The 26155-nt window shown below is 76.6% G+C and carries 11 protein-coding genes; 2 read left to right on the top strand and 9 right to left on the bottom strand.

The window, feature by feature from the left end; genetic code table 11:
- Nucleotides 1-76 precede the first annotated feature (76 nt).
- Nucleotides 77-838, top strand: coding sequence for a FadR/GntR family transcriptional regulator (locus V6U77_RS16045; RefSeq protein WP_334607132.1), 762 nt, complete (start codon nucleotides 77-79; stop codon nucleotides 836-838).
- Between the two features lie 133 nt (nucleotides 839-971).
- On the opposite strand, the gene V6U77_RS16040 is transcribed toward V6U77_RS16045, so the two are convergent.
- From V6U77_RS16040 to V6U77_RS16025, 4 genes are all read right to left on the bottom strand, one after another.
- Nucleotides 972-2378 (bottom strand): MFS transporter, encoded by a 1407-nt coding sequence (locus V6U77_RS16040; RefSeq protein ID WP_442934439.1) that lies wholly within the window; start codon nucleotides 2376-2378, stop codon nucleotides 972-974.
- A gap of 202 nt (nucleotides 2379-2580) precedes the next feature.
- The gene (locus V6U77_RS16035) at nucleotides 2581-3558 is read right to left on the bottom strand and encodes a mechanosensitive ion channel family protein (RefSeq protein WP_334607130.1); all 978 of its coding nucleotides are present in this window, start codon (nucleotides 3556-3558) and stop codon (nucleotides 2581-2583) included.
- 73 nt (nucleotides 3559-3631) lie between these two features.
- Complete coding sequence (locus tag V6U77_RS16030) at nucleotides 3632-4546, bottom strand: hypothetical protein (protein ID WP_334607129.1); 915 nt, start codon at nucleotides 4544-4546, stop codon at nucleotides 3632-3634.
- Nucleotides 4547-4592: 46 nt separating this feature from the next.
- Nucleotides 4593-6218 (bottom strand): serine/threonine-protein kinase, encoded by a 1626-nt coding sequence (locus V6U77_RS16025; protein WP_334607128.1) that lies wholly within the window; start codon nucleotides 6216-6218, stop codon nucleotides 4593-4595.
- A gap of 263 nt (nucleotides 6219-6481) precedes the next feature.
- On the opposite strand from V6U77_RS16025, the gene V6U77_RS16020 reads away from it, so the two are divergent.
- Nucleotides 6482-8041 (top strand): sensor histidine kinase, encoded by a 1560-nt coding sequence (locus V6U77_RS16020; protein WP_334607127.1) that lies wholly within the window; start codon nucleotides 6482-6484, stop codon nucleotides 8039-8041.
- 154 nt (nucleotides 8042-8195) lie between these two features.
- Here V6U77_RS16020 and V6U77_RS16015 read toward each other — a convergent pair whose 3' ends face one another.
- The 5 genes from V6U77_RS16015 to V6U77_RS15995 form a co-directional block, all read right to left on the bottom strand.
- The gene (locus V6U77_RS16015; protein WP_334607126.1) at nucleotides 8196-11597 is read right to left on the bottom strand and encodes a DUF3892 domain-containing protein; all 3402 of its coding nucleotides are present in this window, start codon (nucleotides 11595-11597) and stop codon (nucleotides 8196-8198) included.
- 62 nt (nucleotides 11598-11659) lie between these two features.
- Nucleotides 11660-12670 (bottom strand): hypothetical protein, encoded by a 1011-nt coding sequence (locus tag V6U77_RS16010; protein WP_334607125.1) that lies wholly within the window; start codon nucleotides 12668-12670, stop codon nucleotides 11660-11662.
- On the bottom strand, nucleotides 12667-13953 hold the full coding sequence (locus V6U77_RS16005; protein ID WP_334607124.1) for a hypothetical protein: 1287 nt from the start codon (nucleotides 13951-13953) through the stop codon (nucleotides 12667-12669). The genes V6U77_RS16010 and V6U77_RS16005 overlap by 4 nt, the downstream gene beginning before the upstream one ends.
- Nucleotides 13953-23534, bottom strand: a complete 9582-nt coding sequence (locus tag V6U77_RS16000) for a DUF6603 domain-containing protein (RefSeq protein WP_334607123.1) — start codon at nucleotides 23532-23534, stop codon at nucleotides 13953-13955. The genes V6U77_RS16005 and V6U77_RS16000 overlap by 1 nt, the downstream gene beginning before the upstream one ends.
- On the bottom strand, nucleotides 23531-25699 hold the full coding sequence (locus tag V6U77_RS15995; protein WP_334607122.1) for a hypothetical protein: 2169 nt from the start codon (nucleotides 25697-25699) through the stop codon (nucleotides 23531-23533). Before V6U77_RS15995 ends, V6U77_RS16000 begins: the two co-directional genes overlap by 4 nt.
- Between the last annotated feature and the right edge of the window lie 456 nt (nucleotides 25700-26155).

Below are 26155 nucleotides of genomic sequence, written 5' to 3'. Positions count from 1 at the left end.
TCCGCTTAACATCGGGATGCTAGGCCGAAAAAGCAGATTTATACAAGGGGTAGGCCTGACTGATATGCTCCGACGCGTGAAATCGACCTCCCCGGGGGCTGTGGCCGCCCAGCTCGCCCCTGTCGAGGCTGGCCTGCACGCACGCGTCCTCGACCGCCTCGGCACGGCCATCTGCGACGGCGAACTGGCGCCCGGGTCGGTGCTCAACATCGACGAGCTGGTCGACCGCTACGCCGTGTCCCGCTCGGTCGTACGCGAGGTGCTGCGGGTGCTCGCCTCGATCGGTTTCATCGAGACCCGCCGCCGCGTCGGGGTCATGATCCGCCCGGCGGAGGACTGGAACGTCTTCGATCCGCAGGTGATCCGCTGGCGGCTCGCCTCGGCCGGGCGCATCGTCCAGCTCCGCTCGATCACCGAGCTGCGTACCGCCATCGAGCCGCACGCCGCCTGGCTGGCCGCCGGCCGGGTCGGCCACGACGAGGCGAGCGACCTGGTCGGGCTCGCGGCGAAGATGTGGGCCGCCGGCAAGGCCGGCGACGAGGAGCGCTTCCTCCAGCTCGACATAGAATTCCACCGCCGGATCCTGGTCGCCTCCGGCAACGAGATGTTCGTCCGGTTGCAGGATCTGATCGCCGAGGTGCTCACCGGCCGGCACCAGCACCACCTGATGCCGCACCACCCGCACGAGCAGGCCCTCCAGCTGCACGCCGAGGTGGCCCAGGCCATCCAGCGCCGCGACGGCGAGCGCGCCCGGCGGGCCATGGTGCAGCTCATGGAGCAGGCCTTCGACGAGATGAGCTCGATCTGGGAGCAGACCGGCGAGACTGCCGGCGCCTGATCGCGAGCCGCGCGCGGCCTCGCCGCCGACGAGTTCCCCGTGCGCCGACGGCCGTCGGGGTCCGCCGTCGCGTCGGGCCGGTCGACGGGGCGACGGCCCCGGCGGCGGTCGCGGGGACCGCCGCCGGGGCCGCTCAGCGGGCGTGCCCGGCGCTCGCCCGCTCCGGCCGGTGACGGACCCACCGGCCGACGCGGGTCGCCAGGAGCAGCGCCACGATCAGGTACGGCACCGAGGCCACCGCGAACGCGACCCCGTTGCCGGCTCCGGTGGCGAGCAGGCCGTACCCGGCGTAGACCGCGATGACCGTCACGTCGGTGGCCATCCCGGCCAGCGAGGTGACGGTGGCCCGGCCGCGTCCGGTGATCCTGGTCTGCAACCGTGCGTCGGCGAGCACGGTGGCGAGCTGGAAACCGCAGAACGCGGCCGCGACCAGCGCGAAGCCGACCGGCCGGGCGAGCAGCGCCCCGGCGGCCAGGGCCAGGGCGGACAGGGCCAGCAGGCCGGCGTACCCCCGGGCGGTCAGCCGCTCCCCCGCCGGCGCCAGCAGACCCCCCACGGCCACCCCGACCCAGGTGAGCAGGAGCAGCAGCGGCACCGTCGCCTCGCCCACGCCGGTGTCGCGGGCCAGCAGCGGGGTGTACTCGTCCAGGGCGCCCCAGACCGCCGCGACGACCGCGACCAGCAGCACCGCGGCGCGCACGGCCCGGTCGGCGCGGACCTCGGCCAGCCCGGCGCGCAGGCTCGCCCACCAGCCGAGCTCCCCCTCGTCGTCCGCCCCGTCGTCGTGCCCGCCGCTCTCCGGCGCCCCGGCGACCGCGTCGGCGGTGGCGCCGGCGTCGGCGGCGTCGGCGGGGACGGCGGGGACGGCGGGGACGGCATTCGCGGCGGGGGCCGCGGCGCCGGCGGCCACGGCCGCGTCGTCACCCGGGGTCGCGGCGACGACGGTCGCGCTCCGGCGGTGTTCCGGCAGGCGGGTGGCCACGGCGGCGGCGAGCAGGCAGGCGAGCACGCTGGCCGCGCCCACGGCCGGGTAGCCGCCGACGGCGAACGCGGGACCGGCCAGCAGGATCGAGGCGAGCACGCCGAACGTCTCGGCCGTCTTCGCCCGGCCGATGACGCGGGCGTAGCGGCCGGCGGCGCCGAGCCGGGCGAGTTCGGTGAAGACCAGCGCCTCCAGCGCGCCCGAGGCGAGCGCCCCACCGGCGCCCCAGAGCACGAACCCGACGGCGAAGGCCGGGTACGAGGGCACGAGCGCCCAGAGGGCGAAGCCGGCGGCGGTGACCACCGGCGCGAGGGCGAGCAGCAGCCGCCGGGACACCGCGTCGGCGAACGCGCCGGAGGGCACCTCCAGCAGGATGCTGGCGGCCGACCAGATCACGAACAGCGACGAGATCTGCCACACCGACAGGCCGGTGTCGCTGAACAGCAGCGCGTACAGCGGGTAGAGCAGGACGAGTTCGCTGAGGAACGCGTACCCGTAGAGGGTGGCCGCCAGCCGGCGGACGCGCGCGTCGGACACGCGCGGAGGGTGGACAGTCATGGGACCTTCCTGTGGGGACGAAACGGACGCCGGACGTACGGCGACCGCGGCGGCCCACGGCAGTGGCCCCTAGCAGTGCATCAACATCGCCATGTCATGTCGGCGATGGTAGTCGCGCCGGCCCGGACGGTCACGCCCTCAGCCGGACACACGACGCCGGGGTGGGGTCCGCAGCGGATCCCACCCCGGCGTCGGCGCGCGGTCAGCGGCGGCGCTGCTCGCCGTCGAGCGGCGGGATGACCATGGTGGCCTCGCTGTCCTCACCCGCCGGCCGGGACACGGCGCCGCCGGGCGAGGTGACCTGGGTGGCGTCCGGGTCGCCCTGCCGCGGCACGGGCACCGTCGGGTCGGCGTCGAGGCGGGGGCCGGAGACCACCTGCGTGGCGTCGGGGTCCCCGACGACCCGCGGGCCGGACACCACCTGGGTGTCGTCCGGGTCGCCGTCGGTGGCCGCCGCGGCGAGGTGCGCCTCGCTGTCGCGGCGTCCGGCCTGGTAGGCGCGCGCGTGCGTGGCGATCAGTCGCGACTCCTGCTCGGCCCGGCTCAGCCACGACTCCCAGCGGCTCTGCATGGGACGGACCAGCCCGCCGCCCACCCCGACGACGAGGATGCCGCCGACGGTGGCCAGCACCGCGATCAGCACCGGGGTGGTGACCGCGGTGGCCACGCCGATCTGGTTGAGCGCGGCGATGACGCCCAGGCCGAGGATGAAGACGGAGGCGACGGTGGCCAGGAGCCGGCCGTACGACAGCCCGCCCAGGGCGCCGCTGATGATGTCCTTCACCGCGTTGGCGATGGCCGCGGCGACCACGACGATGACGATCGCGACGAAGGCGCGGGGCAGCCAGGCGATCACGCCCGCGATCAGGTCGGAGATCGGGTTGGGACCCCAGATGCCGAAGGCGAGCTGGAGGGTCACCAGCAGCACCCCGTAGTAGGCGAACTTGGCGACGATGTCGCTGGCGTCGTACCGGGAACGGGCCAGGGCCCGACGGATCCCGCCGCGCTCCACGGCACGGTCGAAGCCCACCCGCTCCAGCACCTTGTCCACGATCTTCAGCACGGCCTTGGCGATCAGCCAACCGGCCACCAGGATCGCCACGAAGGCGACGGCCTTGGGCAGGAACAGCATCACCGACCGGAGGGCGTCCCCCACCGCGTCGCCGAAGTTGTCTCTCATCGGTAGTCCTCCACACGGCATCCGGGTTCGTCCGGCCCGACCTACCCCCGGCCGCGACCGGGGAAACACCCGCTCAGCTGCGCCTGCAGTCGTAGGACACCGGGGTCTGGGCCTGCACCGGAGCCGGTGAGGTGATGTTGACCGTGGCCGTCTCGGTCGTGGTGCCCACGCCGCTGAACGTCCAGCGCAGCGTCAGCGCGACGGTGCGCTGGCCCCGGCCGACCCGCTCGGTCAGCAGGCTGCCGGGCGCGCTGCCGGTGCGCAGCCACTGGTAGCGGATCTTCCCCGCCCGACCGTTGGTCGACACGGTCGCGACCACGTCGACGGTGGCGTCGCACCGGTCGCCGGCCGGCTGCGGAACAGCCACCGACACCCCGGTCACCTCCAGCGGGCTGATCCGCTGCCAGAGGTAGAGGCCGACGGCGGCGAGCAGCACGACGGTCAGCAGGGCGGACAGCACCGAGGTCACCGTCCGCCACGCCGACCGGCGCCGCCGCGGTGGCGTCGGCCAGGCGGGCGCCGGTGGCGGGGTCGTCGGCACGCCCGGCCCGAACCGCATCTCCCCGCCGGACGGGGCGGCGGCCCCGGTGGGCCCGCCGAAGAGCGTCCCCGGACCGGGCCCGGTGGCACGCCCGGTCCCGATCCCGTGCCCGGCCCCCGTGGCGCTCCCGACGGTCTGCTCCCGGGGTGCGGGACGGGCCGCCGGCCACGTCCCGGTCGCCCCGCCGAGGGCGCGCTGCGGCATCGTCGGCTCGCCGTGGGCCAGGTGCGCGGTCGCCTCACCCGGGGCCGCGTTGGCCTCCTGCCGGATCAGGCGTGCCGTCGGCTCCCCCGCCGCCAGATGCACGGTCGCGTCCCCCGAGGGCAGGTGCGCGGTCGGCTCGGCCGGCGGCTGCGGTCGGTGGACGTCGAGGCGGGCGGTTTCGGCGGCGTCCTGCGTCCGTCGTGGGATGGGCAGCGCCTCGGTGGGGTCGTTCGGCTGGGTCACGGCGGCCCGTCCTCCGTCGTCGTGGTGGGCATCGAAGCGTCCGGGCTCAGCCCGGCGTGCAGTAGGAATGCAGCGTCACGTACACCGGCGAGCCCTGGGCCGAGGTGTTGCCGGCCTCGTCCACGGCGACGACCCGGACCGGGATCCGGGTGCTGTCCGCCGGCCGGGGCAGGTCGCCCACGACGCCCCGGAACACCCCGCGCGCACCCGACGTCATGGGCACCTCGGTGGTACGGCCGTCCACCGTGTACCGCAGGCTCACCCTCAGCTCCCCGGCGGCCGAACGGTCGTCGGCGACGAGCGCGGACACCGTGCTGGACGTGGGTCCGTACGGGCAGCCCCGGGGGTCGAGTTCGCTCGGGCTGGCCGTCACCCGGCCGACGGAGGGCGCGACGGTGTCCACCGGCGCGGCGCTGACGCTGACCGACGGGGTCGGTGGGGCGGGGACAGGGGCAGGGGCGGACGTCGCCGGGGCGCCCGTGTCGTCCGGTGCCGTCGTGGTCGGGGCCGTGGCCGTGGCCGGCGGCGTCGGCGTCGGCGTCGCCCCGGACGTCGGGGTGGCCGGCGCGGACGGCACGCCCGTCGGGGCGAGCGGCGCCCCGGGCGCGGCCGTCGCGGCGGTGGGCGACGGCTCCTCGCGGCCGGTGTAGCTGAGCCCGACGCCACCGAGCAGCAGGGCCGCCGCCAGCCCGCCGCCGGCCAGCGCCGCGCGGGCCCGGCCGGATCGTAGCCACGTCCACCGGCCCGTCCCCTCGTCGAACGCGGTGCTGGCCAGGCTGGTGGCCCCGCCCGTGCCGTCCGGGAACGGCAGGAGAGCGGCGAGCAGGGCTGCCCGTCGGGCCAGCTCGCGCAGGCCGCGCTCCTCCCACCGGCGGCCGTACGCCTCGGCGGCCAGCCGGTCGAGCAGGGCCAGGAAGACCTGGGCGGGTTGCGGTCGCTCGGCCGGTTGCTTGGCCATGCCGTGGCGCAGCAGGTCGTGCACCGGCACGGGGGCCGGGTCGGTGGGGATCGGCGCACGGGCGTGCTGCTGGCGCAGGGTGGGCAGGTCCCGCCCGTCGAAGGGCGGCCGGCCGGTGAGGCACTCGTAGAAGGTGGCGGTGGCCGCGTAGATGTCACAGGCCGGGCTCGCCGGCGCGCCCGTCCACTGCTCGGGCGCCATGTAGCGGGGAGTGCCGGTGACGCTGGCCCCCGAGCTCTCGCCCACCGGCATGGCGATGCCGAAGTCGGCCAGCTTGCTGGTGCCCTCGGCGGTGACCAGCACGTTCTCCGGCTTGTAGTCACGGTGCACGACGCCCCGGGCGTGCGCCGCGGCGAGCCCGGCCAGCGAGCCCTTGAGGACGCAGAGCGCCGACTCGGGTGTCGTCGGCCCGTGCGCGCGCAGCATCTGCCGCAGCGACACGCCGTTGACCAGCTCCATGACGATCGCCGCCCCACCGGGCGACTCGACGTACTCGTAGAGGCGGGAGACGTGCGGGTCGTCGATCCCGGCCAGCAGCCGCGCCTCCGCGCGGAACGCGGTGCGGAACGCCGGATCGTCGCCGATCACGCCGGTGAGGTACTTGATCGCGACCGCGGTGCCGGTGGCGTCGTGCACGGCGAGGTCCACCCGCCCGGACGCCCCGGCGCCCAGCTGCCGCACCGGGCGGTAGCCGGAGACCTGCCAGCCGCTCACGCGCACACCTCCCCCGTCGCGGGGACGGTGGGGCCGCCTCCGGTCGTCATTGTGGTCGCGGAAGCCGGCGCGGCCATCGGCGCAACGGCTGCTTCCGGCCCCCGGACGTCCGGGACGTCCCGGCGGGTGGTGGCATGGTCGGTTACGGACACACGCCACTGGTACCACCCGCCGGCAAGCGCACCGCGCTCCCACCCGCCGACTCGACTAGGGTGCAGGCCGTGGGCAGCGAGGCGACTCCCGATGCAGCGACCCGTCGGCCGATGACGACCCGTCGGTGGCTCACCGTCCTGTTGCTGACGATGACCGCCCTGGTCCTGCTCGGCGGCGGCGCCGGCGCCGCCGCGCTGCGGCACACCGCCGGGGTCTCCAACCACCTCGCGGACCGCGTCGCCCCGGCCCGTACGGCGGTCGGCCAGCTCGACAGCGGCCTGCTCGCCCAGGCGGCGGCCGTACGCGGCCACGTCGTCACCGCCGACCCGCGTTTCCTCGACTCCTACCGGCAGGACGTCGAGAGCGAACGCGCGACCATGTCCCGGCTGCGCGGTCTGCTCGCCGGTGAACCGGAGGCGTTGGCCGACCTGGACCGCGCGCAGCGGCTGGCCGACCGCTGGCGCACGGAGTTCGCCGAGCGCCTGCTCGCCTCCCGGCAGGCCGGCAGGACGCCGGAGGAGCTGGCGCCGCTGGTGACCGGGGACGCGGACACCTTCGCGGCGGTCCGCGCCGAGCTGACCGGGCTGGTCGGTCGCCTGGACGGGATCCGCGACGCCGGCCGGGACGACCTCGACGCCGCCCGGGCGCTGCGGGACCTGACCTTCGTGGTGATCCTGGCGGCCCTGCTGCTGTGCGGGATCGTCGGCTCCGTGCTGGTACGCACGAGGGTGCTGCGGCCGCTGGACCGGCTGGGCGCCTCGGTGCGCCAGGTCGCCGGCGGCGACTTCCGGCACCGGCTGCGGCCCGACGGTCCCGCCGACATCGCGCGGCTGACCAGCGACGTGGAGACGATGCGCCGCACGGTGGTGGAGGCGTGGGAGCGCAGCCAGCACGACCGCGACGCCCTGGAGCAGCAGGCGGCCGAGCTGCGCCGCTCCAACGAGGACCTGGAGCAGTTCGCGTACGTCGCGTCGCACGACCTGCAGGAGCCGCTGCGCAAGGTGGCGTCGTTCTGCCAGATGCTGGAGCGCCGCTACGGCGACCAGCTCGACGACCGGGCCCGGCAGTACATCGGCTTCGCCGTCGACGGGGCGACCCGGATGCAGGAGCTGATCAGCGACCTGCTCACCTTCTCCCGGATCGGCCGGGTCTACGGCGACCTGCGGGACGTCGACCTGACCGAGGTGCTCGCGCGGGCCGAGGCGAACCTGTCCCGGGCGGTCGAGGAGTCCGGCGCGACGATCACCCGCGACCCGCTGCCCACCGTGCGGGGCGAGCCGACCCTGCTGACCATGCTCTGGCAGAACCTGCTGGGCAATGCCGTCAAGTTCCGCAGCCCCGACCGGACGCCGCTGATCCGGGTGACGGTGGCGGACACCCCGCAGGGCTGGTCCTTCGCCGTCGAGGACAACGGCATCGGCATCGAGCCCCGGTACGCCGAGAAGATCTTCGTCATCTTCCAGCGCCTGCATCCCCGGGGGACGTACCCGGGCACCGGCATCGGGCTGGCGGTGTGCAAGAAGGTCGTCGAGTACCACGGCGGGACGTTGAGCCTGGACGAGACGTACCGCGACGGCACCCGCTTCGTGTTCACGCTGCCGCGGGTGCCGGCGGCGGCCGTACCCGGGCAGCCGGGCGAGCCTGCGGCGGAGTCGACGGCCGTGGCCTGAGCCTCTCCGGCCGGCCGGTCCGCCGCGCCCGCCGGATCGGGGCTCACGCCGGTCCGGCCGGCACGACGGACGCCCACGTCGCGTGGCGGGTCCGCCGCGGCAGCCGGCCGGTCGACGCCGGCCGACCCGCCAGCGTCGACACCGCCGCGCCGCCTCACCGGACGTGGTCACACTCCGGGAGGTTGTCCAGGTTGTTCGGCGACGTGTCGTCGGCGACCGTGCGCAGGTAGGGCCGGCCGCGCTTCGGCCGGACCACCCGGATGGCCGTACGCTGCGTGCCGGGCTCCTGCACGAAGAACGCGAACCGGCCGCTGCCCATCAGCTCGATCGCCTCCAGCACCGGGATGAGGAAGTGGCTGCCGTCGCCGTTGTACCCGCCGACGGCGACGGTCGTGCCACCCGAGGTGCGCAGGCAGCTCACCCGCACCGGCACGGCCGCATCGTGGTACTCGGTGTCGGCGGCCAGCGCCACCTGCAGCCAGCCCTCGCTCGCCGTCGAGGGCTCGTTCGGCAGCAGCGCGTCCGGGGTGCTCGGCACCACCACGTCGGTCCGCCACGTGCCCGGCTCGGCGCGCCGGTGCCAGTGCCACGAACCGCGCACGTCCTGCGGCAGCGGTAGGCGGGTCGTCTCCACGTCGTGCAGGACCGGGCCGTAGCGCAGGGCCGGCGACAGCCGCGACAGCGCCGACGATGTCCACTCCCGCAGCAGCCCCACCGACTTCTGCGGCACCAGTCCCGCCGTGACGTGCACGTCGGAGCCGGGCACCATCAGCAGGGTCAGCGGCACCGGCACCCCCGGGTTGACCGTGAACACCCCGGAGGTGTCCACGTACGGCGAGGTGATCGGGTCGGCGCCGGGCAGCGCGGCCGCCCCGCCCTCATCGGGGAGCCCCGGCGCGAGCAGTGCCACCGCCGGGTCCACGATGTGCAGCCGGTCCATGTCGTCACCGACGCAGTACGCCAGCAGCCCGTCCTGCGACCGCGACAGCGTGCCCAGCCGCACCGGGACGCCGGTGCGCGCGTTCTCCGGGGGCTGCCGCGGATCCTCCACCTCCACCTTCAGGTAGGCCCGCACCACCGCGACCGGCCGGCCGAGCAGCAGCGCCAGGTGCTCGTCACCGGCCCGGCCGGTCACGTCCACCGTCCACCGGGTCGTGTCCAGCACCCGCAGCAGCGACTCCAGCGCGCTCTGCGCCGCACCGGCGGGGTCTCCGCCCGCCCGGGCGGTGGCCAGCGCGTGGTCGGCGGCCAACATGCGGTCGGCGAACCGGGCCAGCAGCGGGTTCGGCAGGAACCGGCTGGGCGGCGCGCCCAGGGTCGCCGGGCGACCCGGGTCCTCCTCCCACGCGGTCACCGTCTGCGGGTCCGGACGCAGCCGCCCGTAGCCGTTGCCCCTGTCGTCGAAGAACTCCAGCGTGCGGTCCACCGACGACGGCACCAGGTACCCGCACACCGGGCTGACGCCCGCGTCCGCGTCGCGTGGCGCGCCGAGCGCGTCGGCGAAGCGCAGCAGCACCCGGGCCGGGGCGGTAAACCGCGGTCGCAGGCCGGCCAGGTCCGGGTGGCCCGGCACGGCGAGCGTCACCCCGTGCGACACCGGCGCGGGTGTCGCCACCGACGGGCCGAGAACCTCCAGGAACCGGCCGTAGCCGTCGACCAGGCGGGCCCGGTCCAGCCGCAGGAACCCGGCCCGCAGGGCCACGAAGTCCGCGGCGCGGGGAGTCTGCGGCGGCTGCGCGGCGTCGGTGGCGTTGGGCGCGTCCACCACGAGGCCGGTGGCGTCGCGGCGCAGCTGCTCGGCGATCCCGACGAGTTCGCCGGAGAGCAGGTCCCGTTCGGCGTCCTGCGGGTCGATCGTGCCGTCGAGCAGCGTCGCCGTCGACGCCGACAGCATCACCCGCCCGCGCAGCGTGCGACCCGTCTCCGGCGCCGGTTCGGTCACCGCGGCCGGCAGGTCGAAGTCGACCTCGCCCAGCGGCCAGTCGTGCGCCCCGCGCGGGGACGGCAGGTAGGTGGCCGACCACTCCAGCAGCAGCGGGTTCCACGGCCTGCTCGGCGGGGTCACCCCCACCGGGCTGGGCAACTGGCCGTCGACCACGGCGCCGGCCGGCGGCTGCGTCGGGTCCCCCGTGCCCGGGTCGAACACCGCCCACCACGCGGCCCGCGCGGCGGCCACCGGCGACGGCTGGGTGTCGGTGGCCAGCGCCAGGTCGGGGGCCGATCCCGGGTCGATGCTGGCCAGCTCTACGAGCAGGTCCGCGGCCACCGCCGGCACGCCGTACTGCGGCAGCAGCCCGGCGAGCGGGTCGGCCGGCAGCACCGCCGCACCCCGACCGGCGTCGCCGCCGGCCACGCCGAAGCCACGTACGGTCTGCCCGTCCACCCGGCACAGCAGGTTGCCCAGGTTGGAGTAGCGGCCGTCCGCGCCGTGCTTGGGACTGCGCCCGCCGCCGGCCACCACCAGCGCCGGCTCCAGCGCGTGCCAGACCCGTGGCCGGGTCCGTTCCACCTGCACGAACGACCCGTCGCCGGCGGCGCCGCCCGAGCCGGTCGCCGGCTGCCAGATGTACTCGTTGCCCGCCGCCGCCGGGGCCGAGCCGAACCGGCTCTGGTGCAGGGAGGCCTCCAGCCGGGCGGGACCGTCGGCGCTGGTCACGTCGGACAACGCGCCCTGCAGCAGCGCCTCGACCAGGCGGGCGGCGTCGGCGGGGTCGTCCGGTTCGGCGGCGACCGCCGCGAGGGCCTCGGCGAGGGTCTCCCCCAGCGCCACGGCCACCGTGTCCGGCGTCGGACGGTAGTCGCTCTCCCGACCGAGCAGGCCGCCGTCGCCGGGCCAGTTCGGCTGCGGCCATCCGATGGACACCGCCGCCGCGTGGTAGACCGACCGGTCCGGCACCGGCTGGTCGGGGCGGCGCGGCGGGTGGACCTCCCAGCCGAGGTCCTCCATCCGCTCGGCGTACTCCGTCTCCTGGGTCACGTGCAGTGGGTCGCGGGCGGGATCGGTGTACCAGCCGAGCACCAGGTACGCCACCGGCCCGGTCACCCCGGTCAGCTCGTCGTGCAGGGCGAACCGGTGGGTCACGTTGTCGTAGTAGCCGGCCCAGCCGAGGTCGCCATGGCCGAGCGCGGTCAGCGGGGACTTCGGCGCTGCTCCGGGGGTCGGCAGGGTGGGGCCGGTCAACGCCCGGTCCACCCGCACCGGGTCGATCGCGCCCGCGTACGGCAGCAGCCACGCCTCGACCGCTCGCGGACCGGGCGTCGCCGGGCCGGAGATCCGCACGACCAGCCACCGGTCGGGCACCGGCGGGAACGTGGTGGCGCCGGTGTCGTCGGCGATGCCGCGGGTCAGCCCGTCGGGCAGCCCCCAGTGCAGGTGCGCGCCGGGCGGTCGGGCGGTCTCCCGCGTGCTGAACGGTTCGGGCAGCACGTCCTGCTGCACCCGGCCGCTGGCCGGCGGGGTCGGCCGGGTCAGCGCCGTGCGCGCCCAGTCGGACGCGTCTCCGGGTTCCCGCAGGACCAGGACGTCGAGCGCGACCGGCACGAGGACAGTTGTCACGGAAGGGGCTCCCTTGTTCGAGGCGGGCCTGACGGCGGTCGGGCCGGCGGTGACGCCGAGGATCAGGCCGGCGGGGTGGAGGCGCCGAACCGCTGCCGCGACGGTGCCTGGAGCAGGGACAGGGCCACGGCGGCGCCGCCGCGCGGCTGGGGCAGGGGATGCGCCTGGTCGAGGTTGTGGGCCAGGCCGGCGACGTCGACGACGCCGGGCACCGGGCCGGGACGCATCGGCACCGGGACGCTGCCCAGGTCCGGTCCCGCGCCGTCGCGGATCGGCGCCCGCCAGCCCGTCCCGTCGGCTTCCAGGCCGAACTGCACGCTCTGCGGCGGTTCCTCCAGCCACACCAGGCGAGGGGCGCCGCGGAACAACGCCACCAGCACCGACGGCGACAGCCGCTCCAGGCGCAGCAGCTCCACCACCAGGTCGGGTCGGGTGCGGGCCAGCTCGTCCGGGTCGACGCCCGGTCGCACCACGGCGGGGTCGTCGCTGTGCCAGGCCCGTACCTCCATGCCGGGCCAGGCGCTGACCAGGGACGAGCGGAGCAGGAACCCGGTGACCGGGACCGGCGCGGCCGCCCCGGCGGTGAGTTCCCCCGCGGCCCGGGCCTCGGCGAGCAGGTCGGCGGCGACCGGGATCGACATGCGGGTGCGCTGCACCTCCCGCACCAGCGGCAGTTGCTCGGTCACCGCGGCGGTGACCTGCGGCAGCAGCGTGCGGGTGCCGGCACGTTCCCGGCTGCCGTCACCGCCGACGGCCAGCGCCCCCGCCCGCAGGCACTCGAGCCAGCCACCGTCCAGCCGGAAGAACCGGATGGACTCCGACGGCAGCAGGCGGGCGTCGGGCACGAGGTAGCGGAACGGCAGGTCGTGCAGCAGGCTCCAGCGGGCCAGCACGTGCTCGACGTACGGCGGCAGCGGCGGCGTACCGGCGGTCGCCGCCACGGCCGGCTCGGCTGCCGCGGCCAGGGCGCGGGCCCGCGGCACGGGCCCCTCGGCGGCCTCCGCGGGCGGGCCGACCAGCGCGCCGAGCCGCTCGGCGAGCAGCCGGCCGCCGGCGGACAGGTGGGTCGTCACGACGGTTCTCCTTCCGGGCGCGGCTGGCGCCCGATGACGGTGGCGCCACCCGGGTGTGCCTGCCACAGGTCGGCGCGGGCGGTGCGGGACAGCAGCCGCTGCGCGAACGTCTCGCCGAGGGCGGCGAGGGGTTGGTCGGCGACGTCGGCGGTGGCCACCGCGCGGTGCGACAGGGTGCCGGAGGCGGCGTACGAGCGGGCGCTGTCCTCGCGGAGGCTCGCCGCGCTGCCGGCGCGGGCCGCGTCGTCGGCGGCACGGTGCCAGGCCACCACCTCGCGGATGAACCGGCCGTCGGCGGCGGCGAGGAGCCGGCCCAGCTCGAACGCGGCGTCGCCGGTCGCGTCGCCCGGCCCCGCAGGCAGCGGGTCGGGCGCCGCGCCGAGCAGCGGTGGACGGTAGCCCATGGTGGCCGGTGTGCCGTCGCGGCGGACGGCGCTCAGCGCGAGCGCCCCGTCGGCGTCCACCAGCGGTGGCTGCCCGGCCGGCGGGGCGCCGAACGCGTCGAGGTCGAGGTGTGCGGCGACGTGTTCGAAGGTGCCACCGGCGGAGCTGGTCACGAACGGCCAGGACGCCAGCACCAGCAGCGTGGGCACGCTGGTCAGGTTGGTCTCCCAGACGTCGTCGCGGGCCTCCAGCGACACCAGGCAGGCCGTGTACGGCGTGGGCGTGGCCCCGCCCAGCGGCAGCCGGTTGGCGGTGACCACGGCGAACCAGCCGTCGTCGTCGCTGCCGGCCAGCGCGGTGTCGGCGACGTTGACCTGGCGGACGTGGGTGAGCAGCCGGACGTCGGCGCGGCTGGGCAGCAGCCCCCGGAACGTTGCCAGGTCCTTGGCCCGCAGGCCGACGACGGCCCGGTTGCCGTCGACCGGCTCGATGCCGTTGAGGCGGGTGAACACCGCCTCGCCGACGAGGGAGCGCAGCGTCCCGGTGGTCAGGCTCGCCTCGTCGGCCCGGACGACCAGCAGTGCCAGCCAGGGGGTGCCGTCGCCGAGCCGCCGCTCCCACGGCAGGGCGCGTCGGCCCAGCACCACGTGCGGCAGGCGGTCACCGAACGCGCCCACCGCGTCCCGGGGCGGGTGCTGCCCGGCGACCTCGGTGGCGTCGAGGACGAGCCGCGGCGCGCCGACCTGCACGTGGATGGCGTGCTCGGGTGGTGCGGTCTGCGCGGTGCCCCGGTCCGTCACCTCCAGCCTGCTCCTGAACCGGTAGGTGCCGGCGGTGAGCGACGGCGTCACCGTGTCGTGCAGCCGGATCGAGCCCGGCGCGACGGGGGTCTGCGTCATCACGCCTCCGTTTCCTCGTCGTCGAAGGCGACGAACGCCGCCGCTGGTGCCGGGACCGCCGGCTCGGTCGCCGTGGCCGCCTCGGCGCCGGCGGTACCCGCGGCCGACCGGGCGGCGGCAGCCGGCCGGTCGGGCACAGCCGCGGGCCTGGTGACCCGGGCCAGTTCCCGCCGAGCGGCGGTGCAGTCCGTGTCGACGGCGTGGTCGGGGGTGCCGATCACACCGGCGACCCGCCAGCCGTCCCCCGCCACCACCTGCACCGAGATCGCCTCGGCGTCGCGCTCCGCGTCGACCGTCAGCAGGATGCGGTGCGGCTGGTCGACGTCCGGTGCGTCCTCCCGGCTGCTCACCCGTACCCCGTCGAGTTCGATGCGGACGTCGGCGAGGCTGGCGGTGGCGGACACCGGGTCCAGGGACACCACGACCGTGCGGGTCGTGGCGGGAAGGTTGGTGACCAGCCCGTCGACGCCGGCGGAGAGCAGCGCCGCGGGCACCGGCACGTGCTCGCCGGCCTGGCGGTAACGGGCCGGCGGGTGCCACGGGTGTGGCAGCAGGACGGTGGCACCCGGCGCGACGAGCACGCCGTCGGTGACCGGGACCAGCGGTGTGTCGGCGGCCCAGCCGGCGGCGGCGCCGGCCGCCGGGGTCACCACCACGCGGGCGGCGTCGGCGGGCACCCGGGCGCCCGCCCGGGCCGGACCGTCGCTGAGCGGCGCGCCGGTGCCGGTGAAGGTGACCAGCCGCAGCGCCGTCGGTCCCTCGTCGAGGCGCAGCCGCAGCCCGCCGGTGCCGGAGGTGTCCCAGACCTGGGTGTCGCCGATCGGCAGGGCAGCGCCGCTGTCCTGTCCCGTGCCGCCCCGGGCGGCGGCGCGGGGTTCCGCCGGCGCCGCGCCGCGGTGCTGGTCGGCGGAGACGGTCGCGCGCAGCCTCGGCCCGGCCGGTGCCGCCTGGGTGCGGCGGGCCGAGGTGACGGCGGTCCCGGCCGGGACGATGGTGCGGCGCAGGCGCAGCACCGACGGCGCCGGCGCGGCGGCGCCGGGGACCGACAGCGGCAGGTGCCGCTGCGTCTCCTCCTCGATCATCGTGGCCAGGGCCACGTCCGGCAGCACGCCGGTCGCCTCGGAGACGGTGATCGGGGCGGCCAGGCCGACCGACGACAGGGCCGAAACCATGGTGGGAGTGGCGCCGCCCCTCGCCGTGCCGGCGAGGGCACTGTCCCACAGGCCGCCGGGGAACCCGGCGGTGGCGGTGGACAGCCGCAGCGACTGCAGCTGCCCGGCGGGCACGGCGGGCCAGTTGGCGCCGACACGCTGTTCTACCGTGACGACCAGGGTCGCGCGGGTCCTGCCCATCTTCGGCCCGGCGGGGACGACGTCGACCTCCCGCCCGTCGGTGTTGTCGTCGGCGCGGCCGCTGCCGGTCAGCCGCCATCCGTACAGCGGCATCAGCGACTCGACCCGGACCGCGAACTCCGGCGCCACCGACCACGGGCGCTCGGCGGTGCCGTCGGGGCGGCTGCCGACCGCCGGCGGCAGGGTGCCGGCGGTGACGGTGCCGCTGGTGGCCGGTCGGGCCGCGCCGCCGCCGAGGTACTTGACGGCGACCGCGTTCCAGTCGAGGAACGGCTGCTGCTGCGCCTTACCGAACTTGACGGTGACCGAGGCGATGGCCAGGTCGACCGTGACGGTGCCGTGCAGCGGCGGGCCCTGGATGCGTACCCGCGCGCCGAGGGACACGCTGACCTTGATCCGGGCGCAGGCGAAGAAGCACACCTTGATGGTGAAGCGGGCGCCGACGCTCACGCTGGCGGTGATGTCGTAGGTCAGCGGGTCCCACCGCAGGAACACGTCGAGGGCGGCGATGAACCAGACCCGCACGGGTGAGCGGTCGTACGACGCCTCCAGCCGGCCGCCGAGCATCACCGCCGACGGGGTGAGGGTGAAGTACGCCTCGCCCTTGACCACCACTCCGCCGCCGACGGACCAGTGGAACCCGACGCGGGGCACGTCCGGATAGTGCGCGGGCTTGTTGAATCGAGGGTGGTAGCCGCCGATGGAGAGCAGCACCTCCGGCCGGTCGAACCACACCACGAAGGCGAACCCGCCGGTGACCTGGCAGTCGCGGCTGAGCAGCCACGAGTTGCGTGTCAGCGCCGCCCGGACGGAAAGCACCTTGTCGACCGTGCTGTAGCGGGCGGCCAGGGCCAGCTCGAGGTTCACCACCGCCGACTGTGTGTCGGGCAACGCCATCCGCATGAGGCCGAGCAGGCCGACCTCCAGTCCCCGGTCGGCGGAGACGTAGGCCAGGGCGGTGGTGTGCAGCAGCTGGAAGGTGGAGAACTTCACGCCGGCCGCGAGCCAGAACGCGCCCCGGGCGGGCGGAATGTCCTTCGACATCCGGGCCAGCGCCCCCATCGGGCCGCCGGATCCGCCGAAGCCGCCGTCGTCGATGGCCTTCACCAGCGGGAACGCCGGCACGCCCTGCGGGTCGCGGGGCACCATCAGCCGACGGTTGTAGCCGGCGCCGCCGGCGAGGCCCAGGACGTACAGGTACGGCGGGCCGCCGAGCGGGAATCCGACGGACAGGAACACGAACAGTGACGTGTAGTCGCCCAGGTCGTCGCGGGGCCGGGCGTACGAGCCGACGGCGGTCAGGCCGCGTCCGGCCAGGTCGACCGAGAGCATGCCGTCGTACTGCACGCCGTTGGCGCCGGTGACCTTGACCAGCCCGCCCGCGACCGACACCCCGGGCGAGCTGAACGACACGGACAGGCCCGCCAGGTCCACCTCCCAGGCGCTGAGGTCGGTCGGGTCGCGCAGCGGCACCAGCAGCGACAGGTCGTCGACGTCGAGGGTGAGCCCGGCGACGGAAACCCCGCCGTCGACGGAGACCCCGACCTTGCCCGGCCCGGAGGTGGCCGCCTTGTACAGCAGCGCCAGTTCGGCGATGTGCAGCGGGCCGTAGCTCCGGTTGATCTCGAACCGGGCCTCGGCCTTCCCGCCGAACAGCACCAGCCACCGGCCGCCGCCCCGGGCGACGAGCACGTCCAGGGGCGGATTCGCCGGGGTGGCGTCGCCGCCGCCGGTCTGCAGCAGCGACACCGCGACCGGGTTGGACCCGCCGTTGCCGGGGGCCATCGGGAACCCCAGCCCGTCGAGCATGACCGCGCCGTCGACCACGGTCGGCCGGTCCAGCGCCGCCGTGCCGGTCAGCGCCAGGTCGGCGCGGACGTGGGCGGCGACGGCGCCGAGGCGGAATCCGCCGGTCTCGACCAGCGCCCTGCCGGGCTTCGCGGCGGCCACCCGGATGCCGAGCCCGCCCAGCCGCAGCACCGGCCGCAGTTGCGGCGCGGCGGTGTCGGTGAGGTCCAGCAGGAGCACGCCCACGCCCCGGCCGGCCTGGCCCCAGCCGGCGTCGACGGTGTCGGGCAGCCCGAAGCGCAGGTGCACGGCGGTGTCGCCGGCGGGCAGGGCGAGCTCCCCGCGCAGCACGACGCCGTAGCGGGTTCCGTCGGTGACCACGGACAGGGCCAGGCCGCCCGGCACCGGCACGGCCACCCCGGCCACGGTGTCGAGGGCCCCGCGCAGCAGCCCGACGGGGGTGGGCAGGGCGGCGGCCATCCGCATCCCGTCCGGGGTGTCGACGGCCACGCCGGCGCCGGTGAGGATCTGCGCCGCGGTGCGCCCGCCGGACCACAGCGGCCGGCGCAGCCAGGGCTCGGCCGCGCGCAGGGCGAGCGTGCCGGCCATCGGCACGACCAGCCGCTGGGCGAGCTGCGTCAGCTCGGCCGGCCCGGGCAGCCGCACCACCGGCGCGAGCTGGACGTCCAGCTCGCCGGTGCCGGCGTCGTCGCTGCCGAGCAGACCGAGCCGCACGGCCAGTCCCGCCGGCGTGGCCTGCGCCGACAGCCGGGCGCGCAGGGCCACCCCGAGGCCCGTGTCGACGTACGCGCGGGCGGCCAGCTGCGCGGTGACGTGCGGGTGGGCGTAGCCGACCACCACGTCGGCGGTGACCGCGCCGGCCGTGACGTCCCGTACGGCCAGCCGCAGCGCCGGCGGCGAGGCGGCGAGGTCGGTGCGCAGCTCGACGCTGCCACCGAGCACGGCGACCCGCACCACCACCTCGCCCGGGGTGGCCGGTTCGGGCACCTGGGCGGCGCCCAGGACGCGGCGCAGCAGCGTCACGACGGCGGGTGCCGCGACCGCGCCGGCGCTGGCGAGCGTCCCGGCGGCCAGGTCCCGGGCGAGGTCGGCGAGCGCGCCGGTGCGGGCGGCGAAGCCGTGCGGCGCGGCGGCCGGGTCGTAGACGCCGAGCGCCGCGGCGACGGTGAGCGCGTCGTCGAGCACCGCGGGGCGCGGGGTGCGCGTGCCGACGCCCTCGACGAGCCGGTCGAGGACCTCCGGCAGCAGGCGCGCCCCGGCGGCCTCCACCAGCGCGTCCAGGCCGCTCACCGCCGGCAGCAGGGTGACCGGGGTGCCCAGCCCCGCCGGGGTGACGGCCACGGACAGGCCCGTGGCGTCGGCGCCCAGCCGCAGGTCGAGCGCGCCCCAGTCACCGGGCAGCGGCAGGTGCAGGGTCAGCTCGCCGCCCGGGCGCACCTGCCGGGCGCCGTCGACGTCCAGCCGCAGCGCGAGATCCAGGGTGGCCGCGCCGGCGTCGTCGGTCCACAGCACGATCGGGCTGTCCGTGCCCACCAGCACCCGTAGCGCCCGGTTCTCGGCGGCCCCGACGTCGAGCAGGTCGACGGTGACACCGCCGGGCAGGGTGAGGGCGTGCACGGGGTCGTCGGCCAGGCCCAGCGGGGCCGCGGCCAGGCGCAGCAGGCCGGCCAACGGCGTGGCCTGCGGCGGGGCGCCGGGCGTGCCGGCGAAGGTGTGCTGCAGCCAGGCTGCCGGGTCGGTCAGCAGCCCGTCCAGGGAGGCCACCCGCAGGTCCTCGCCGGTCAGCTGTTCGAGCAGGACGCCGAGCGCCCCGCCGACGAGCAGCCGGGGCAGCAGCGGGGCGAGCCGGGCGGGCAGGTCCGGGCCGGCGGGCGACAACCCGACCGGCCCGGACAGCCACGGCGCGGCCAGCGAGACCGCGCCGGCGGCGTCCCGAGTGAGGGTGACGCCGCCGACCGCGAGCGCGGCCCGCACCTGCGGGGCGGGGTCGGCCAGCGCCACGGTCGAGGAGCCGGTGAGGGTGACGCCGTGGCCGAGCCGCAGCCCGGTTCCGGTGGTGCGGGCGGTGAGCCGCCACGGTTGGGCCTGGAGCACCAACTCGACCGGCAGCCCGGCGACGCGCCGCCGCCACCGGCCGCCGTCGGCGGCGGTGTCGCGGACCAGGCCGAGCAGCCCGGCGGGGCGGTCGACCAGCGCGGGCAGCCGGGGCGCGAGCCAGCCGGTGGCGTCGGTGCGCAGCGCGGCCACCGCGTCGGCGAGCACGGCGGCCGGCCGGCCGGACGCGGCGCGGTGGATGACGCCGAGGGCGGCGAGCTCGTTCAGCAGCCGGGTCAGCCGGCCGTTGGCGGCGGCCGTCCGGTCGAGTTCCTGCACCAGGGCGTCGAGCAGCTCGGGCGAGCGGGGGTCGGCCAGGTGAACGGCGGCGGCCGACTCGCCGCGGAGGGCGGCGTCGTGCAGCACCACGTCGACGTCGGTCACCGGGCCGGCGGTTCCGGCGCGCACGGTGGCGCGGACGGTGAGGGCGCGGACCCGGGCGGGCATCGGGATGCCGGAGCCGGGCCCCCCGAGCAGCCACCCGTCGGGACGGGCGACGCGGATACGGACCTGCGCGGTGCCGGGCTCGGCCGGGGCCGCCGGGTCCAGCCCCACGGTGCCGAGCCCGAGGCGTACGTCGACGTCGACCTCGGGGTCGCCGTCCACCGGGGCGCCCAGGTCGAGGGCGAGCCGCAGGGCGGCGACCGCGTGGGTGGGCGGCGCGGCCGGTCCGGCCTCCTCGACCGTGTGCGTGGCCAGCGCGGCGACGAGCGCCGCCCGCAGGTCACCCGCTCCCCCGCCGCCGTCGACGTCACCGAGGCTGCCGTGCAGCGCGAGCGCCGGCACGCCGCGCAGGTCGACGGGGGTGCCGATCCAACGGGCGAACGCGGTGGCGGGCAGCGGGCTGGGGCGGGACTGCGCGCCGGACTCCCCGGCGGCGTAGCCGTCGAGCAGCCGACGCTGGAGGTTCAGGGCGGCGTCGAGCAGCGGCGCGGCCGGCAGGCCGGTCGGCGCCAGCACGCCGGCCAGCCGCACCCCCTCGGCCACCGCCGGCGCGTCCAGCGGCAGCAGGGCGCCGTCGAACGCGGTGCCGACGGTGATCAGGCCGAGCACCTGTGCGGGAACGGCAGCCGCGACCTGCCGGGCGACCAGCCCCAGGTAGGAGTGTCCGACCAGGACCGTGCGTACGCCGGGCCGGACCGTGCGCACCGCGTCCTGCACGTGCCGCAGGGCGGCGAGCGCGGTGGCGGCGGGCAGCGTGCCGTCGTCGGCGAGGTCCACCTCGTACCAGCGGGCGGTGGGCAGCGTGCCGAGGTCCACCAGGTGGGGCGGGGTGCCGGGGACCCGCAGGTTCACGGTGGCAACCTGGTCGGGCGGTACGTCGGCGAGCAGGTCGGCCCAGGGCCGCGACCCGGCCAGCGGTGGCGCGAGCAGCAGCACGGCCCAGTCGTCGCCGGCGGCGGCCGTACGGGCGGCGATCTCGTCGCGGAGCTGGGCGAGGGCCGCCGGCGCGGCGGTGAGGGTGTCGTGCGTGGCGGCGACCGGGGTGCCGGTTCGCCAGCCGGCCTCGGCAGGAAGCACGGCGCCGGCGGGCACCAGCCCGTCGCCGTCGGTGAGCACGCCGGCCAGCGCCCCGAGCGCCGCCGCGGCGTGGGTCGGGTCGACGCCGTCGAGCACGTCCGCGATCTCCGGCACGTACGCCCCGGCGGCCTCGGCCGCCTCGATGACGTCGGCCCCGGTGACGAGGATCGGGTCGAGCTCCTGCGGACCGTCGTCCTCGACGTCGGCGAAGCGGTCGGCCAGCGGCGCGATCACCCACTGCGCGGGCGGGCCCTGCGGCGCCAGCCAGGCGAGGAACTCCACCTCGTCGTCGCCGGCGCGGTGGAGCGGCACCCGCCAGGGCGCCGCCTCGGTGCCGCCGCCGGAGACGGGCAGGTCGACCTGCGGCAGGTCCTGACCGGGCAGGGCGGGCAGCCGGTCCGTCAGCGCGGCCTGCAGCAGCCGCAGCAGCGTCACCAGGTACGGCGTCCCGTCGTCGGTGCGAGCGTCCTCGTCGCGGGCCAGGTCGGCGAGCCACCGGCGCAGCGCGGTGCCGGGGTCGGCCAGCAGGGACGGCAGGTCGGCCGGGTCCGGGGGCAGCAGCGGCGGCAGGCCGGCCAGGCGGCCGGTGGTGCCCGGCCCGGCGATGCCGATCAGCGCCAGCAGGTCGCGGGCGGTCGGGCCGGCCCACGACTCGGCGACGCGGGCGAGCAGGCCGCGGGCGGCGCCCCACAGCGCGGCGGGGTCGATGCCGAGGCCGAGGTCGGGCAGGCCGGGGTCGATGGGGCCGGCGGGCGGCAGGGTGAGGTCGCCCAGCAGGTGGGCCACCCCGTCGACGGTGACGGCGAGGTCGCCGACGGTCGCGGTGACCGCCACCGGCGACCCGAGGGACCAGGCGACGTCGACGCGGACGCCGTCGGTGGACACGCGCACGGGCGCGCCGGTGGCCGGGGCCGGCGGGTCGAAGACGGCGGTGGCGCTGACCCCGCCGAGCCAGGCCGGGCCGGCCGCCCCGTCGAGCGGGATCGAGGCCAGCGTCGCGCGGACGTCCACCCGCCAGGGCAGGTGCACGTCGAGATGGGCGCCGCCGCGCAGGGCGAGTCCGAGCTCGACGACGGGCACGGCGGCGGTGCCGGAGTCCCACAGGACGAGGTCCAGCGCCACGGGGGCGCCCGGCGCGGCGGCGAGCGCGTCCAGCGGGACCCGCCACGGGTCGGCCGGGGTGCCCGTGCCGGTCACCACGGGTGTGCCGGTGCCCGCGAGCCGGGCCACGTCGCGCAGCACGCCGGGCCAGCCGTCGGGTGCCTGGCGCAGCTGCCGGTAGTAGGCGGCCAGCGCGCGGGTCGGCGCGGTGGTGAGCAGTCCGAGGTCGACGCCGGGGGTGGTGCCCAGCCCGAGCAGGCGCCGCAGCGCGGCGACCGGGCCGGCGACGGCGGGGCCGAGCCCCGTCTCGATGGCCTCCTCCAGCAGCGACTGCGCGGCGGAGGTCAACGACCGGGCGTCGGTCAGGTCGACCAGCTCGAGGTGGTGCGGGTCGTCGCCGATGGCGACGGTGACGTCGCGCAGTTCCAGCAGCGGGGTGATCGCCCCGCTGGCCGCCCGGTAGCGCAGGCCGGCGTGCAGCCCGCCGACCTGCACGGCACCGGCCGGCTCGCCGGCGGCCGGGAAGAGCCGGCCGCCGTGGGCGGGCGCGGCGACCAGCACGTCGAGGCGTTCGAAGAGCGTGACCGGGGCAGACCCGGTCAGCGGCACCACCAGCAGCACGGCGTCGCCGCGCACGACCGCGTCGAGCGCGCCGTCGCCGGCGTAGGTGACCCGGGCGCCGACCACGAGGGCGCTGGCGCCGGTGGCGGGTTCGGTGCGCACGGCCACGGTGAGGTCGACCGACGGCGGGCCGGCCACCACCGGGATCAGCAGCGGGTCGGCGTCGGTGGGCAGGTCGGTGCGCTCGGACGGGTCGGCGCCGAGCAGGCCGGCGACCGAGTCGAGCCAGCCGACCAGGCCGGGCGCGCCGTCCGGGGTCCGCGCGGCGACCAGCGCGGCCAGCCAGGACCGGAATGCCGCCGGGTCGGTGAGGTCGCCCAGCGGCAGCGGCACCAGGCCGGGGGCCAGGCCGAGCAGGCCGGGCAGGTTGGCCGCGACCAGCCGTACCGGGGCGGGCACGTCGTCGCCCACCTCCGCCAGCACGTGGCGCAGCAAGGCGGTGACGAGCAGGGCCAGCTGCGAGCTGTCCGCGGCCGGGTCCAGCACGAGCGGCTCGGTGGCGCCGGGCAGGCCCCGGACGGTCACGGTGACCCGGCTCAGCGCCTCGTCGGGCGGGGCGACCAGCAGTACGTCCGCCTCGACGCTGGCGCCGGAGTCGCCGAGCGGCGCCCGCGCGCGCAGCCGGATCGGGTGCGTCCTGCTGGCGGCGACGGGGGTGACGGTGCCGGCGGACGCCACGAGCAGGTCGAGCCGGGCGGTGACCGCGGGGCCGCCGGCGACCGGCCCGGCCTCGGCCTCGATCGCGAGGGTCAGCGGGGCGGATGCCGCCAGCCCGGTGCGCTCGACGACCAGGTAGACCTGACCCTTGCCGCCCTCGGCCAGCAGCGGCACGTGCCGGGCGACCCGGTCGGGCCGGCTGGCGGCCCCGGTCGCGAAGCGTGGCCGGGCCGAGGGCAGCAGCCCTTCGATGGCGCGCACCAGCGCGGCGCGCTGCACGTCGTTGGCGACCAGCTTGCCGACCCGTGTCCACGGGTCGGCGAAGAACTCCTCGACCAAACGGACGCGGCCACTGGACGGGGCCAGCAACCCGAGCGCGATGCCGAGGTCCTCGACCTCGGCGGGAATGCCGTCGACGTTGATCATGGACCCACCCATCCCGCGAAGCTTCCGGGCTCGGGGTCGAGCCCGGCCCAGCCGTTGGATTCATCGAAACGGTCGTGCAGCCCGGTGATCCGCATGTCCCGGTCCGCCTTGCCGACGAGGTTGCGTTCGGCGAGATAGTTGATCTGGAACAGCCGCAGCCAGGGCGCGCGCAGCGCACCGGAGGCGCCCTCGTCGAACGGGCGCAGTTCGGTGCGCATCGGCTCGGCCATCCGGGCGACGGCCCGCTCGGTGCGGTTGATCGCCCGGTCGATCGCCTCGGTCACCCAGAACGGCGCGTTGATGTGCTGGTCGATGACGAGCGCCGCGGCGTACTCGGAGGTGACGAAGTCACGGATCCGGTACTGCCGGCCGCGCACCAGCAGCTTCGCCTTGCCCAGCGGTTGCCGGGCGAGCCGCTCGAACCGCCACACGGCCGTCCACACCTGCACCAGGTCGTACGGCACGGAGCACAGCGAGGCCAGCCGGATCCGGCCGCACCACTGCGGGGCGAGGGTGTACGCCCTGCCCTTGGCGGACACGCCGAAGAACGCGTGCCGAGGCAGCACCTCGGTGACCGTGTCCGGGGGTTCCGGGAGCCGCTGCCGGCCGCCGCCGGGCGGAACCCGGAACAGCGTCGCGTACCGCAGCGCGTACTCCTTGCCCTGCCGCGCCGCGCCGGCGGCGTCGAACGCCTCCGGGTTGGCCGCGCGGACCTGCGCCTCGTCGGCGACCTCGGCCACGGCCTCCTTGCCGCCGACCCGCCACCACGGCTCGGTGTCCAGCCCGTACATGCCGAAGAAGAGGTCGTAGTGGTCCGGCGCGGCACGCTTGAACCGGGCGAGCAGGACGGGCAGTTCCTCGTTCAGGTGCGCCGACCACTGCTGGATGCCGGTGGACAGCGTGCCCTTGTCCGCGGCGCGCGCGGCGTCCAGTCGTCCCTCGTTGGGCGCGATCAGCTCGGTGACCCGCAGGCGGGCCCGCTCCTGCGCGGTGGTGAGCCCGATCGTCGCGGCGTTGTCCTGGATGAACCGGGCCGGGTCGAGCCGCCCGGCGTAGGCCGGACCGGTCCAACTGGTCCCGTTCTTCTGGGTGTAGCTGTCGGTGACGCCGACGCACAGGTCCCGGCCGAGGACCATGGTGTGCCGGCCGCCGGGGTTCTCGGTGGGTTGCTTCCAGGGGACAACCAGGCCCTGCGGTGCCGGCTTCCTCCCCTTGACCGGCGGCGCCGGCGGGACGGCGGGCAGCTCGTCGGGGACCACCGTGGGACCGACCACGTCCGGCGGCTGCCACCCGCCCGAGCCGGTGCGGGTCAGCCCGAGCGCGGGGCCGAGGGCGTCGCGGGCCTCCTCGGCGTCACCGTCGTCGGCCGGGCCGACGAGGGACCACAGGCGGCGCAGCAGCGCGTGCCCGGCGGTCACCCCGGCGAGGGTCGCCAGTTCACCGCCGGCGAGCCGGCCGACGACCGTGGCCGCCAGCTCTACGGCGTCCTGCGCGTCGCGGGCCTGGATCCGGCCCAGGATCTCGACGATCCGGAACACCGCCTCGAACGGGTTGCCGACCAGGTCCCGCTCGACGACGTCGGCGACCTCGGCCAGGTCCCGGCCGGTCGACCAGGCGGTCACCTCGGCGCGGAGGGCGACCGGGTCAGGAATCGGCAGGTGCTGGGCAGGCGCGTCGAGCGACGCCGGGAGCCCGGTGGGCAGGTTGTCGGCCCAGCCGGCCACGGTGTCCCAGTCGGTCACCCACTGCGCGCCGTCCGCCGCGATCTCCACCGGCACCGGCAGCCACAGGCCCGTACGCCAGGCGACCTGCCCGCCCAGCGCGGCCAGGTAGTCGCGGTTCCAGGCCCACAGGGCGCGGGCCACGCGCATCTCGTCGTACGGGGTGGCGTCCGGTGCGCCGCTCGGCTTGACCGTCCTCGTCAGCCAGTACGCGATCCCGCGCAGCGTCGCGCCCGGCCCCAGGAACAGCGACAGCGTCGGCCGCGAGGCCGGTGCGCCCCGGCCGCCCACGCGGTTCTGCAGGGTTCCCCGCACCGTCGTCGGCACACCGGCGGCGGAGCCGGCGGGCACCCGCAGCAGCACGTTGTAGGTCATGGGTGGCGTTGCCCCGGGATGGTCGGTCACCAGCCCGGCCGCGGCGACCGCCTCGGCGACCGCGGTCACGACTCGTCCACCCGGCGACCGCTGTCGGCACGCCGTTCACGCAAAGCCATCTTCCCCCCTCGGTTCCCGCCCTCCTCAGTGGATTCGGCGCGGGAGTCCCCGGAGGTTACGGATGATCGCCCGCGGATGACTGTCGCCCTTCAGACGTTGCCGGCCGCGCCGTCGCGAGACGGTCCGAAGCGCCAGACGGCGCCCACCGTTGCGGCACGCGGCCGCGCCACCCGGCCGACCCAGGTCGACGACTCGGCCGGTCCTCGGCTGACCGGTCGATCAGTCGAACGCGCTTTCCCGGCGCTGGGACACCCGACCGGTGGGCCACGTTCGACGGCCGCCGAACGTCGACCGGCGGCGGTCACCGACCGGTCGGTCAGTCGTGATGCCGGGAAGGCGACTCTCCACTTGTCGGCCCGCCGCCGTGATCCCGAAGGTTGCTCACGAGAACGTCAGTCATCCCGC

The organism is Micromonospora sp. CPCC 205546 (assembly GCF_036902715.1).
GTDB lineage: Bacteria > Actinomycetota > Actinomycetes > Mycobacteriales > Micromonosporaceae > Micromonospora.
Note: the sequence above shows the minus strand (reverse complement) of the source record. Positions and strands in the feature narration are given on the sequence as shown.

What these genes read in the sequence shown, in the direction of transcription:
- V6U77_RS16040 (WP_442934439.1), bottom strand. Translation starts at nt 2,378, where the DNA reads ATGACTGTCCACCCTCCGCGCGTGTCCGACGCGCGCGTCCGCCGGCTG.
- V6U77_RS16035 (WP_334607130.1), bottom strand. Translation starts at nt 3,558, where the DNA reads ATGAGAGACAACTTCGGCGACGCGGTGGGGGACGCCCTCCGGTCGGTG.
- V6U77_RS16020 (WP_334607127.1), top strand. Translation starts at nt 6,482, where the DNA reads ATGACGACCCGTCGGTGGCTCACCGTCCTGTTGCTGACGATGACCGCC.
- V6U77_RS16005 (WP_334607124.1), bottom strand. Translation starts at nt 13,953, where the DNA reads ATGACGCAGACCCCCGTCGCGCCGGGCTCGATCCGGCTGCACGACACG.
- V6U77_RS16000 (WP_334607123.1), bottom strand. Translation starts at nt 23,534, where the DNA reads ATGATCAACGTCGACGGCATTCCCGCCGAGGTCGAGGACCTCGGCATC.